Annotated in this window: 12 protein-coding genes and 1 pseudogene; 9 read left to right on the top strand and 4 right to left on the bottom strand. The window is 57.9% G+C overall.

Annotation, left to right across the window (positions count from 1 at the left end):
• Positions 1–9: 9 nt before the first annotated feature.
• Together oppB and ACR3E7_RS21210 are read right to left on the bottom strand one after the other, a co-directional pair.
• The gene (gene oppB / locus ACR3E7_RS21215; protein WP_170773326.1) at positions 10–933 is read right to left on the bottom strand and encodes an oligopeptide ABC transporter permease OppB; all 924 of its coding nucleotides are present in this window, start codon (positions 931–933) and stop codon (positions 10–12) included.
• Between the two features lie 66 nt (positions 934–999).
• Positions 1,000–2,628, bottom strand: coding sequence for a peptide ABC transporter substrate-binding protein (locus ACR3E7_RS21210; protein ID WP_170773328.1), 1,629 nt, complete (start codon positions 2,626–2,628; stop codon positions 1,000–1,002).
• A gap of 530 nt (positions 2,629–3,158) precedes the next feature.
• On the opposite strand from ACR3E7_RS21210, the gene queC reads away from it, so the two are divergent.
• The 8 genes and pseudogenes from queC (at position 3,159) to ACR3E7_RS21170 (ending at position 9,491) form a co-directional block, all read left to right on the top strand.
• Positions 3,159–3,860 (top strand): 7-cyano-7-deazaguanine synthase QueC, encoded by a 702-nt coding sequence (queC, locus tag ACR3E7_RS21205; protein ID WP_480503709.1) that lies wholly within the window; start codon positions 3,159–3,161, stop codon positions 3,858–3,860.
• A complete protein-coding gene (queD, locus tag ACR3E7_RS21200) occupies positions 3,860–4,213 on the top strand; it encodes a 6-carboxytetrahydropterin synthase QueD (protein WP_170773332.1) in 354 nt (117 codons plus the stop codon). Before queC ends, queD begins: the two co-directional genes overlap by 1 nt.
• Positions 4,210–4,920: a 7-carboxy-7-deazaguanine synthase QueE gene (queE, locus tag ACR3E7_RS21195; RefSeq protein ID WP_480503711.1), complete on the top strand. Its 711-nt coding sequence runs from the start codon at positions 4,210–4,212 to the stop codon at positions 4,918–4,920. Before queD ends, queE begins: the two co-directional genes overlap by 4 nt.
• A gap of 20 nt (positions 4,921–4,940) precedes the next feature.
• Positions 4,941–5,402, top strand: a complete 462-nt coding sequence (gene queF / locus ACR3E7_RS21190; RefSeq protein WP_480503712.1) for a preQ(1) synthase — start codon at positions 4,941–4,943, stop codon at positions 5,400–5,402.
• A 134-nt stretch (positions 5,403–5,536) separates the two neighbouring features.
• Positions 5,537–6,457 (top strand): cytochrome ubiquinol oxidase subunit II, encoded by a 921-nt coding sequence (locus ACR3E7_RS21185; protein WP_480503713.1) that lies wholly within the window; start codon positions 5,537–5,539, stop codon positions 6,455–6,457.
• Positions 6,454–8,543, top strand: a pseudogene (locus ACR3E7_RS21180) (cbb3-type cytochrome c oxidase subunit I). Before ACR3E7_RS21185 ends, ACR3E7_RS21180 begins: the two are co-directional and overlap by 4 nt.
• Positions 8,540–9,172: a cytochrome c oxidase subunit 3 gene (locus tag ACR3E7_RS21175; protein ID WP_170789937.1), complete on the top strand. Its 633-nt coding sequence runs from the start codon at positions 8,540–8,542 to the stop codon at positions 9,170–9,172. Before ACR3E7_RS21180 ends, ACR3E7_RS21175 begins: the two are co-directional and overlap by 4 nt.
• Positions 9,165–9,491, top strand: a complete 327-nt coding sequence (locus ACR3E7_RS21170) for a cytochrome o ubiquinol oxidase subunit IV (protein WP_237217442.1) — start codon at positions 9,165–9,167, stop codon at positions 9,489–9,491. Before ACR3E7_RS21175 ends, ACR3E7_RS21170 begins: the two co-directional genes overlap by 8 nt.
• Before the next feature lie 20 nt (positions 9,492–9,511).
• Here ACR3E7_RS21170 and ACR3E7_RS21165 read toward each other — a convergent pair whose 3' ends face one another.
• Positions 9,512–9,874 carry a fluoride efflux transporter FluC gene (locus ACR3E7_RS21165; RefSeq protein WP_480503716.1) on the bottom strand — a complete coding sequence of 121 codons (363 nt, stop codon included), beginning with the start codon at positions 9,872–9,874 and terminating at the stop codon, positions 9,512–9,514.
• Complete coding sequence (locus ACR3E7_RS21160) at positions 9,871–10,275, bottom strand: fluoride efflux transporter FluC (RefSeq protein WP_331252561.1); 405 nt, start codon at positions 10,273–10,275, stop codon at positions 9,871–9,873. Before ACR3E7_RS21160 ends, ACR3E7_RS21165 begins: the two co-directional genes overlap by 4 nt.
• 176 nt (positions 10,276–10,451) lie before the next feature.
• Between ACR3E7_RS21160 and ACR3E7_RS21155 the strand changes: the two genes are divergently transcribed.
• Complete coding sequence (locus tag ACR3E7_RS21155; RefSeq protein ID WP_480503718.1) at positions 10,452–12,032, top strand: FMN-binding glutamate synthase family protein; 1,581 nt, start codon at positions 10,452–10,454, stop codon at positions 12,030–12,032.
• Positions 12,033–12,059: the final 27 nt, after the last annotated feature.

Below are 12,059 nucleotides of genomic sequence, written 5' to 3'. Positions count from 1 at the left end.
TTTCGCCCCTTAGTACCGGATTTTCGGATCGAACCAGGCATAGGCTAGGTCGGTCAAAAGGTTCACGATTACGGTCAGCGCGCCATAGAGGATCGTGACCCCCAAGAGCACCGCATAGTCACGCGAGAGGGCCGAGCCGACATAGGCTTGCCCCAGACCGCCGGTCGAGAAATAGATGTCAACGAAGACCGAACCCGTCAGAACATAGACGAAGACCGGTCCCAGATAGGACACCACCGGCAAAAGCGTCGGTTTCAGCGCATGGCGCCAGATCACGGTTCTGGTCGGCAGTCCTTTGGCCCGCGCGGTGCGGATGAAGTTCGAGTTCAGAACCTCGAGCATAGACGATCGTGTGATCCGCGCGATCGAGCCGATATATGAGGTCGCGAGCGCGATAACGGGCATGATCAGATATGGCCATTGCCCTCCGTTCCAGCCACCGCCCGGCAGCCAACCCAGCCAAAGGGTGAAGGTCAGGATCAGGATCGGGCCCATGATGAAGTTCGGCAGCGCCTGAGCTGCAATGCCCAGACCGACAGCGAAATAGTCGATCCAGCTATTGTGCTTGATGGCCGCCGCAATCCCCAGCCCCACACCAATCGTGGTGGCAAACAGGAACGACAGGGACCCATAGGTCAGTGAGATCGGGAAACCTTGGGCGATGATATCATTCACATCGCGATCCTTGAATTTGAAGGATGGCCCGAAATCGAAATGCACCACGATGTTATACAGATAGTCCCAAAGCTGCTTCCACAGCGGCTGGTCCAGCCCATAGCGTGCCTCGATATTGGCCAGTACCGCGGGCGGCAGAGGCCGTTCCGAGGTAAAGGGCCCACCGGGCGCGAAGTGCATCAGAAAGAAACTGGCGACGATCAGCAAAAGGATCGTCGGAACGGCGACCAATAGCCGCCGGATAATATAGGCAAGCATTTCATGCCCCCAATTATTGGCTGTGCCCCAAAGCGGTCCTTGGGGCACAGCGGGATCTAAAGGTGATTACTCGGCTGTTTTGTAGAGGTTTTTGGAGTACCAGTTCTGCTCTACGTTATTGACCGGCCAGTTCCCCACATCGCTGTCCATCATATAGACGCCAGCATAGTGATAGATCGGGATGACGGGGGTCTCTTGCGCGATGATACGCTCGACCTCGGTATAAAGCGGCGCGGCATCGTCTGCGGTTTTGGCAGAGGCCAGCAGTTCATCAACTTTGGCGTTGTTGTACTTGCCGTCGTTATAGCCCGAATCGGACTGCAACAGGTCCAAGAAGGTCGAGGCTTCGTTATAGTCGCCACACCATGCGCCACGGGCCAGATCGAAGTTCTGGTTGCCGCGCTCTTCCAGGAACACTTTCCATTCCATGTTGGCCAGCTCGGCGTTCACGCCCAGTTTCTGTTTCCACATCTGGCTCAGCGCCACGGCAACTTTCTTGTGCGCTTCTGACGTGTTGTAGACCATCTCGAAGCTCAGCGGATTGTCTGCGCCATAACCAGCCTCGGCCAGCAGTTCTTTGGCCAGTTCGTCCCGTTCGGCTTGCGACATCGACGCCATTTCGACGTCCGGAACGGTGAAGCCTGCGGTTGCTTCGGGTGCGAAAGTATATGCCTGCGGCTGACCGCCTGCCATGATGTTCTCGGTGATGATCTTACGATCGACAGCAAGCGACAGGGCCTGACGGACATTCGGGTCTTTGAACGCTTCCGGACCACCTTCGGACAGGTTGAACGTGTAATAATAGTTGCACAGACGCGGGAAGCTGATCGCCTCTTCCGGGTGCTCTTTTTGCAGGCGCGGGAACTGGCCTGCGGGCACTTCGGTGCGGTCCAGTTCACCGGCCAGATAGCGGGTCAGGGCCACGTTTTCGTCGTTAATGACCAAGGCCACGACTTTTTCGATAATCGTGTTGTCGTTGTCCCAGTACATCTCGTTGCGCTCGCGAACCGAGCGTTCCTGCGGCAGATGCTCGGTCAGAACATAAGCACCGTTCGACACGATGTTGCCGGGCTTGGTCCAGGCGTCGCCGAACTCCTCAATCACTTTCTGCGGGGCAGGGAAGGTGGTCGCATGCGTGGTCATCTGCGGGAAATAGGACAGCGGCGCGCTAAGCTTTACTTCCAGCGTGTGGTCGTCGATGGCTTTGACGGCCAGATCGTCAACCGGCTTTTCGCCTGCGATAATTTCAGACGCGTTCTCGATCGACATCAGCTCCATGTACCACGCATAGGGCGAGGACAGCGCGGGATCAACGGCACGTTTCCAGGCGTAAACGAAATCGCCAGCTGTAACCGGATCTCCATTGGACCACTTGGCATTGTCGCGCAGGGTGAAGGTATAGACGTCCTTGGCATCATTGGTGGTGAAGCTGGTGGCAACACCCGGCACCAGATTACCGTCTTCGTCCTGGTTCATCAGACCTTCGAACAGATCGCGGACGATCTCGGCGCCCGAAACATCCTCAACTACCTGCGGATCGACCGAGCTGTGCTCGTCCAGAATGCGATAGGTGAACGTCTGGTCATCGGCCAGCGCTTCGCCCGTGGTTGGGTGGGTTCCGGCGGCAAAAGCCGCGCCGGTGATCATAGTCGAGGTCAGCAGGCCTGCTAGAGATGTCCGAATATACTTGTTCATATTGTTAACTCCCGTTTTTTGAAGGCAAGGCGCACGCAGCCGATCAGGGTGGCCCGTTGCCACCTTGATTGCCCGACCAGAAAGCGGCCCGGAACAGGTTCAGATTTTGCTTTGTCAGATCGCAATGAACACCGCGTCACTGGGTTTCGGTTTGCAGTCAGGAATGTTGTTGCGAAAGTCGCCTTTCACTGGGGCAGACGTTGGCATTATTTCAAAAAAGGTTAAAGCCTTTGCCTGCAAATTAGGCAACCTTAGGTGGATTGTGAATGAAACCGAGAGGTCGCAGGCAATAAAATGGCGAAACTTCACGTGTTCTTGACACTTTCGTGAAGCATGAGGCTTGGACTTGACCTGAAGTCTTTGTGTTTCCCTCACGTCACCTGATCCAAAAATGCGATCGCTCCTGAATCCATCTGTCCGTCTTGTGATCCGGCAATCAGGCGCTTGGGCCTTGGCACCGCGCACGACAGAGTATAACAGGGCGCATCCCGGTCGCAGCCTACCCGGGTATCAAAACAAGGGTTCAAAATATGAAAACGATCGTAATCTGCTCGGGCGGGCTGGATTCGGTATCTTTGGCGCATATGGTTGCGCAGAATCACGAATTGGCGGGCCTGATCTCTTTCGACTATGGCCAGCGCCACCGCAAAGAGCTGGACTATGCCGCGCTGTGCGCGCAGCGCCTTGACGTGCCCCATGACATTATCGACCTGCGCCCAGTTGGGGCGGTGCTGACCGGTTCGGCCCTGACCGATGATGTGGATGTGCCCGACGGGCACTATGCCGAAGACAGCATGAAGGTGACCGTGGTGCCCAACCGCAACGCCATCATGCTGACCGTTGCATTCGGTGCTGCGGCCGCATGTGGGGCGGATGCTGTTGCCACCGCCGTCCATGGCGGGGATCACTTTATCTATCCCGATTGCCGCCCTGCCTTCACCGAAGCCTTTGAGGCAATGCAGAAGCTGGCGCTGGACGGCTATGCCGACGTCTCGCTGTTCACGCCGTTCGTGCATCGCAGCAAAGCCGATATCGTGACCGAGGGCGCGCGTGTGAACACCCCCTTTGCCCAAACATGGTCCTGCTACAAAGGCGGAGACAACCATTGCGGGCGCTGCGGTACCTGTGTCGAGCGGCGAGAGGCCTTCCATCTGGCCGGTATCCCTGACCCTACAACCTATGACGACCCTGATTTCTGGGTGGCAGCCACGACACAGAAGGAAAGCGCCTGATGTATCGGATCACCAAGGAATTCCACTTTTCTGCCTCGCACCAACTGACCCATCTGCCCGACGATCACCAATGCGCGCGGATGCACGGGCATAATTATGTGGTCGAGGTCGAACTGGCCGCCAAGGACCTGAACGCTGACGGGTTTGTCCGCGATTATGGCGAGCTGAAGCCGCTCAAGACCTATATCGACGAGACGTTTGATCATCGCCATCTGAACGATGTGATGAACATCCTGACCACGGCCGAGAATATGGCGCGTCATTTCTATGACTGGTGTGCTGCCCGTTGGCCGGAAACCGCTGCCGTGCGGGTCAGCGAAACTCCTAAAACATGGGCCGAGTATCGCCCATGACCCGCCTGCGCATTGCCGAGATTTTCGGCCCCACGATTCAGGGCGAAGGCGCGCTGATCGGGGAACCTACTGTATTCGTGCGCACCGGCGGATGTGATTACCGGTGCAGCTGGTGCGACAGCCTACACGCGGTTGATACTGCCTATCGTCATGACTGGGCGGCGATGACCACGGATGCGGTTTGGAGCCGAGTGCGCGACCTGTCAGGCGGGCGGCCTTTGACCGTGTCGCTGTCGGGTGGCAATCCTGCCATTCAGGATTTTGCCCCTCTGATCGCCAAGGGAAAGGTCGAAGGCTATCGGTTCGCCTGCGAGACGCAAGGTTCTATCGCAAAGCCGTGGTTCAGCGATCTGGATACGCTGGTCCTAAGCCCTAAACCGCCCTCGAGCGGGGAGTCGGTGGATTGGGTCGCGTTCGACGCCTGTCTGACGGCTGCTGGAAACGGCCCCAAAACGGTGATGAAAATCGTGATCTTTGATGAGCGTGACTACGCTTGGGCCCGTGCCGCGGCGGATCGCTATCCGGCGCTGCCACTGTATCTACAGCCGGGTAATGAGACGGTCGACCCCACGCAGCCCGTCGATCCGCAAACCCTGTCGGATCGGCTGCTATGGCTGGTCGAGAAAGTCACCGCAGATGGCTGGTTCACCCCTCGGGTGTTGCCGCAACTGCATGTCCTATTGTGGGGCAACAAACGCGGGGTCTAAAACCCCATCAGGAGAAGACAATGGAAACCATCTACAGCGACCTGACCCAATTGGGCGGCAAAACCGAACTGCCCACCTCTCCCGAAACCGCCGAGCTGGAACGGGTGCAAAACCCGCAGGCCGATATCGACTATTGCGTGCGGTTCACCGCGCCCGAGTTCACCTCGCTGTGCCCGATGACGGGGCAGCCGGATTTTGCACATCTGATGATCGACTATGTGCCCGGCGAATGGTTGGTGGAATCGAAGTCGCTCAAGCTGTTTCTGGGCTCGTTCCGCAATCACGGCGCGTTTCACGAAGATTGCACCGTGTCCATCGCGCGCCGTCTGGTCGATTTTCTTGACCCGCGCTGGCTGCGGATCGGCGGGTACTGGTATCCGAGGGGCGGTATTCCGATTGATGTTTTCTGGCAGACGGGGGCCATACCCGAGCATGTCTGGATTCCCGATCAGGGCGTGCCGCCCTATCGTGGGCGCGGCTGACACCGCTCGCTTGGGTCGGGCGAAAATCCGACCCGAAAAAGCCTTGAGTAATCGTGTGACTCTGCCGATAGTTGACCCAGATATCGGTATAAGGGCTTTTGGGTGTGAGGTATTTCAATTGGTCGCGGGTGCTCGTGCTGGTTGTGCTTGCACTTGTGTCCGCGCAATCCGTTTTTGCCAGCGACAGTTTTCTGGACCCGCAGGGGCCGATTGCGGCCGTGCAGAAGACCCATCTGCTGCGCGCAACGGCTCTGATCCTGATTGCGGTGATCCCGGTGTTGGTGCTGGTACCCCTGATCGCCTACCGCTATCGCCGTCGCCCCGACACCTCTGCCACTTACCGACCCAAATGGGATTTCTCGGGGCCTCTGGAATTTGCTATGTGGGGTGTGCCGGTACTGATCGTGGCCATCCTGTCGTTCTACTTGTGGAAAGCGACGCATCGGCTTGATCCCTATGCCGCCCCGTTTGGAGACCAACCCGCCCTGAACGTGCAGGTTGTGGGGCTCGACTGGAAATGGCTGTTCATCTACCCCGATCATGGCATCGCCAGCGTGGGAGAGTTCGGCATACCCGTGAACCAGCAGGTGGCCCTGACCTTGACGACCGATACGGTCATGCAATCCTTCATGATCCCGGCGCTGGCAGGGCAGATTTACGCGATGCCCGGCATGACAACCAAATTGCATCTGGTGGCCGACACCCCCCGGACCATGCAGGGCGAAAACACCCAATATAACGGCCGTGGGTTCACCAAGCAGAAATTCGTGACGCAAGCGATGCAACCGGGCGATTTTGAGGCCTGGGTCAACAGCGTCCGCACCCATGGCATTCCGCTGACCGATGAGACCTATCAAACATTGGCCATGCGCACCGATCGCGATGAGGTACAGGCCGCGTTGGGTACGCCGCTCATGCCGCTCAACGCGCTGTATTTCACGATTGAGGAGGGGGATTTGTTCCACTCGATCCTGCACCGATATCACGGTGGGCAACCGCTACCGACAGATCAGCAACCCGGAACTGCAACCTATGGGCAGGAGGGTGCGCAATGACGTCGGAAGCAGGAGGGCTGATCGGGCGGTTAAGCTGGGATGCGTTCCCGATCGTAGGTCTGATCCAGACGCCAAACGCCAATGAGATCGTGGCCAATGCCGCCGCCGCCGTTGTTCTGGTCGGGGTGGTTGCCGTTGTAGGGCTGCTGACATGGTTCCGCCTGTGGGGGCCCTTGTGGCGTGATTGGCTGACCAGTGCGGATCACAAGAAAATCGGTATCATGTACATCGTCTTTGCGATCGTCATGCTGGCGCGTGGGGTGCTGGAAGGCGTCGTTATGCGCGCCCAGCAGGCTGCGGGGCCTGGGGACGGGTTCCTTGAAGCCGAACATTTCGCCGAGCTTTTCAGCACCCATGGCACGATCATGGTGTTCTTTGTGGCGGTGCCCTTTGTATTTGGGGTCGCGAACTTTCTGATCCCCCTGATGATCGGCGCGCGTGATGTTGCCTTTCCGGTCATGAACCAGATCGGCTTGGGCCTGACGGTTTCTGCCGGGATGATGTTGATGGTTTCGCTGGTGGTGGGCGCGTTCTCGACCGGAGGGTGGACGGCCTATCCGCCCTATACCGGCGCCGCGTTCAACCCAGGGGTCGGGCCGGATTACTGGATTTGGGCGATTGTCGTATCGGGGATCGGCACCACCCTGACAGGAATCAACTTTGCGGTGACGATCTACAAGCTGCGGGCGCCGGGTATGACCTTCATGCGGCTGCCGATGTATTGCTGGACGATCATTTGCAGCTCGATCCTGATCATCTTTGCAATGCCGCCTTTGGGTGTGGCCGCCTTGATGTTGGCGGCTGACCGGTATCTGGATTTCCACTTTTTCACCAATGACCTTGGCGGCAACATGATGAACTACGCCAATCTGTTCTGGCTGTTCGGCCACCCCGAGGTCTACTTGTTGGTTCTGCCCGCCTACGGGATCTATTCCGAGATTTTCGCCACCTTTTCGGCCAAACGGCTTTACGGTTACAACTCGCTGGTTATTGCGACCATGTCGATTGCGATACTGTCCTTTACCGTCTGGCTGCACCATTTTTCACCATGGGGCAAAGCGCGCTGATCAATGCGGTTTTCGGGATCGCCACGATGCTGATTGCCATCCCGACCGGTGTGAAAGTCTATGACTGGACGGCAACGCTGTTTCGCGGGCGCATCCGGTTTTCGGTGCCGATGCTTTACGGTTTGGCCTTCCTGATGCTCTTTGTGATCGGAGGGCTGTCGGGTGTCATTCTTGCCAATCCGACCATCGACTATCAGGTGCACAATACTCTGTTCTTGGTGGCGCATTTCCACAATGTGCTACTGCCGGGGGTGCTGTTCGGGCTGTTGGCCGGGTATAACTATTGGTTCCCCAAGGCCTTCGGATTTCGCCTGAACGAAACATGGGGCCGGATCTCGGTGGTCCTGTGGACGGTCGGGTTCATGCTGACCTTCCTGCCGCTTTATTTCGTGGGGCTGATGGGGATGCCGCGCCGGTCGTTCAGTTGGGAAGACCCCAGCTTTCATCCTTATATGATCGTGGCTGCACTGGGCTCGCTGGTCATTCTTGCCGCACTTCTGTCGGTTGTCGCGCAGTTGTGGGTCAGTATCAAACAGCGTGAAACCACACGCGTTCCTGTCGGGGACCCATGGGACGCGCGCACGTTGGAATGGTCCATCCCGGCCCCGCCGCCGCCCTATAATTTCGCCGTTATCCCGCAGGTGACAGACCGTGACGACTTTGCCGAAGCGAAAGAGCGCGGCGCGGCCTATCCAACGCCGGATGCCTACGAGGATATCCTGCTGCCGCGCAACACAAGCATCGGTTTCATCCTCTGCGTGCTCAGCGGGGTGTGGATGTTCGCACTTGTCTGGTGGATCTGGTGGCTGGCGGCGCTGACTACCGTTCTGATGCTCGTGTCCTTCATCGCCTGGACGTTCAGAACCGATACCGAAGAAGTTATCTCAGCCGAACAGGTGCGCAAGGAACACGAGGCCTGGCTGGATCTGGTCCGCGCAGCGACCCCCGTTGACCGCGATCACGAATATGCGTCGGAAAACCGCGGTCTCGCTCGCCCCGATCTGGAGGTGGCGACATGAAACGCGCGCCCACTCACAGCTATCCGGGCCTGAATCTTGGTCGCCGCCACCCCGGCGCGGACAAGGCCAGTGAGGTCGTCTCGTTCGGGTTCTGGGTCTTTCTGATGAGCGATCTGGTTTATTTCGGCCTGATGTTCGCCATCTACATCACCATGATCGACGCGCAGGCCGGTGGCCCCGGTCCGCATGAGCTGTTCGATCTGACCAGTATTTTCGCCCAGACGCTGATCCTGCTGACCAGCAGCCTGACGGTCGGGCTGGCAATGCTGGCGCTGAAATACAACCTGCCCCGATCCCGCATCGTGATGTGGTTCGGGATAACGCTGGTCCTTGGCCTCAGCTTTCTGGTGCTGGAACTGCGCGACTTTATGGCCATGGCAGAGAAGGGCGGAGTACCCCAGCGCAGCGGCTTCCTGTCGGCATTCTACGGGTTAGTCCCGCTACACGGGCTGCATGTTGCGGCGGGGTGTCTGTGGTTGGTCGTGCTGGGCATACAGCTGCGCGTCTTTGGCCTGACTGATGTGCTGATGTCCCGCGTTGTGCGTCTGGCGCTGTTCTGGCACTTTCTCGACCTGATCTGGATCGGCATCATCACTATCGTCTACTTCGGAGGGCTGACCTATGGATAACCTCACCGAGATGCACCGGCGCGAACGCAGACGCTATGTTGTCGGTTACGGCGGTTCATTGGTGCTGACGCTGATCGTTTTCATCATTGCCTATGTGTTCGGCATTAAAACCACGGGCGTCTACCTGACGATTGGTCTGTTGGGCCTGGCCCAACTGATCGTGCAACTGGTGTATTTCCTGCATATTGATCGCCGCCGCAGCAGCCGCGAGGATTTGGACCTCGTGCTGTTTTCAACGCTTGTCCTGTTGATCATCATCGTGGGCACGGTCTGGATCATGGGCAATCTGTCGGTGCGGATGCATACCTATCCGATGTAGCTTGCCGGGGCTGCGATCAGTCACTGCGTCAGCCACATTCCCAGTACTACCGCCCCCCAGCACAGGGCAAGGCTGAACGCGATGTTGCCAGCGGCCAACACAAGGGTGCGTTCTCGTTTCAGGTCCAGCGTTTGATAGGCAAAGCTAGAAAACGTGGTGAAGCCGCCGCAGAATCCGAATACCAGTCGCCGCGCCTCCTCCCCCATCTCGACTGGCCCGCCGAGAACCCCTATCCAAAGCCCCAGCAACAGGCTGCCCAGCACGTTCACAAACAGCGTTGCAATCGGCAGATTGTGCCGCAGCCACAAGGCGATCCAATGGCGCAGAACCGCTCCCAACCCTCCGCCGAGGCCAAAGATGGCGTGCAGATAGGCTTCGGTCATCTGGCCCCCTTCACGCCGTGAACGCGCCGCCCGACTGCCTCACCCAACAGGGCTGCGGCAAGGCCAAAGACAATCTCGGACGTGGCAGCATAGACCGCGCCCCATGGGCTAGTTGAGGCGATCGCGGCCAGATCGGCCACGAAAGAGGAAAAGGTGGACAGCCCGCCGCAAAACCCCACAGCTCCCAGATGCAATACATGCGCATGAACCCGGTGCCGGATGGAATAGAGCCAGCCTAGAACGAAACAGGCAAGAACATTGATCCCGAAGGTCGTCGTTACGGCCAAGATACTGGGCAGCGGGACCGACAACCCTTCACGCAGCAGCGAACCTGCCGCGCCGCCGACAAAAACGGCAAGGAACATGCGCCCAATGTTGGGTTGAAGTTTGCTATCAGTCACAGACCCTGCCCAGTTCTTTGTGCCTTTCGGCATACCCACTGGCTGGGGACGGATCAACCATCGACCGCCACTATCACGAATCCGCTGGAACAGGTGACAAATGGCATAAACGCTTGCAACAAAAGATCGAATTGCCCAACTTCCGATGTAACGCAGGCCAGTTCAGGAGAGCCCCAATGATAGTCCGCCGACTCTATTACTTTCTAAGCTGTGTTTGCCTGCCGCTGACCCTGATCCTTGGGTTTGTCTGGTCTCCGATCCATTGGCTGTTGATCTTGCTGATCCCCTACGCAGTGATCGGTCTGTACGACATACTGACGACGAAGCACAATGTTCTGAACAATTACCCGGTGCTTGGGCATTTTCGCTATATGCTGGAGTTTGTCAGCCCCGAAATCCGCCAGTATTTCGTAGAAACGAACGAAAGTGGCCGCCCCTATAACCGAATTGTTCGCGGGTTGGTCTATTCCCGCGCGAAAGGTCAGGTGGACACGCAGGCTTTTGGGACGCAGTACGATATCAATTCCGTGGGTTATCACCGCACCAATCACTCACTCGCCCCCAAACATGTGGACGAAAGCGAAGAGCGCGTTTTGCTTGGCGGTCCGCAATGCTCCCAGCCTTACAATGCTTCGCGCCTGAACGTGTCGGCGATGAGCTTTGGCGCGCTTAGTGCAAATGCGATCAGGGCTCTGAACGGCGGTGCCAAGGATGGAGGATTTGCTCATAACACTGGCGAGGGCGGTTTGTCTCCGCATCATCTGGCCGAGGGTGGGGATATCATCTGGCAGATCGGAACCGGCTATTTTGGATGCCGCTCAGCGGATGGCGGGTTCGACAAGGACAAATTCGCCGAAAAGGCCAAAAAGGACGTTGTAAAGGCAATTGAGATCAAACTGTCGCAGGGGGCCAAGCCCTCGCATGGGGGGGTGTTGCCTGCCGCCAAGGTTGATGAGGAGATTGCTGAAATTCGTGGCGTTCCGGTGCACCAGGACGTCATTTCGCCCCCCACGCACTCCGCCTTTGAGGGTCCGACCGGATTGATGCAGTTCGTTCAGCATCTGCGTGAGATGTCGGGTGGTAAGCCGGTTGGCTTCAAGCTATGCATCGGTCGCCCGTCGGAATTCATGGCAATCTGCAAAGCGATGCTTGAGACAGGCATTCTGCCGGATTTCATCACTATTGACGGGTCCGAAGGGGGCACTGGCGCTGCTCCGGTCGAGTTCACCAACCGTCTGGGCATGCCTCTGAACGAGGCATTGATCTTTGTGAACAATTGCCTGCGTGGCGCAGGGTTGCGCGACAAGATCCGGGTGATTTGTTCGGGCAAAGTGGCCACCGGTTATGACATGATCGAGAAATTCGCGCTTGGTGCGGATATGTGTAACGCGGCAAGGGCGATGATGTTTGCCATTGGCTGTATTCAAGCGCTGCATTGCAACACCAACCGCTGCCCATCCGGCGTCGCCACGCAGGATCCGATCCGGGGACGTGCGGTGAACGTACCGCAAAAACGCCAGCGGGTTCATCGCTATCACGACGCCACGCTGGAAAGTTTCCGCGAAATTCTGGGGGCCATGGGCAAAGAGAAAGTGTCCGAACTTAACCCCTCGGATATCCGGCGTCGTACAGCGGATGAGCGAGAGCACTCTTACGCAGAACTGTACGATATCGTGGAAGAGGGCGCGTTCCTGGGCGATGCCGTCCCGGATGAGTTCGCAGCCGATTGGAAAATCGCCTCGGCCCAGCATTTCTGATTTTTTTCACGCGCGCGCCAAGGATTG

The sequence above is a fragment of the Ruegeria sp. BK1 genome (assembly GCF_056535645.1).
The sequence above is the reverse complement of the archived record's forward strand: the minus strand, read 5'-3'. Positions and strand labels throughout refer to the sequence as shown.

What these genes read in the sequence shown, in the direction of transcription:
- queF (WP_480503712.1), top strand. Translation starts at nt 4,941, where the DNA reads ATGGAAACCATCTACAGCGACCTGACCCAATTGGGCGGCAAAACCGAA.
- queE (WP_480503711.1), top strand. Translation starts at nt 4,210, where the DNA reads ATGACCCGCCTGCGCATTGCCGAGATTTTCGGCCCCACGATTCAGGGC.
- ACR3E7_RS21155 (WP_480503718.1), top strand. Translation starts at nt 10,452, where the DNA reads ATGATAGTCCGCCGACTCTATTACTTTCTAAGCTGTGTTTGCCTGCCG.
- ACR3E7_RS21170 (WP_237217442.1), top strand. Translation starts at nt 9,165, where the DNA reads ATGGATAACCTCACCGAGATGCACCGGCGCGAACGCAGACGCTATGTT.
- queD (WP_170773332.1), top strand. Translation starts at nt 3,860, where the DNA reads ATGTATCGGATCACCAAGGAATTCCACTTTTCTGCCTCGCACCAACTG.
- ACR3E7_RS21165 (WP_480503716.1), bottom strand. Translation starts at nt 9,874, where the DNA reads ATGACCGAAGCCTATCTGCACGCCATCTTTGGCCTCGGCGGAGGGTTG.
- ACR3E7_RS21210 (WP_170773328.1), bottom strand. Translation starts at nt 2,628, where the DNA reads ATGAACAAGTATATTCGGACATCTCTAGCAGGCCTGCTGACCTCGACT.
- queC (WP_480503709.1), top strand. Translation starts at nt 3,159, where the DNA reads ATGAAAACGATCGTAATCTGCTCGGGCGGGCTGGATTCGGTATCTTTG.
- oppB (WP_170773326.1), bottom strand. Translation starts at nt 933, where the DNA reads ATGCTTGCCTATATTATCCGGCGGCTATTGGTCGCCGTTCCGACGATC.
- ACR3E7_RS21175 (WP_170789937.1), top strand. Translation starts at nt 8,540, where the DNA reads ATGAAACGCGCGCCCACTCACAGCTATCCGGGCCTGAATCTTGGTCGC.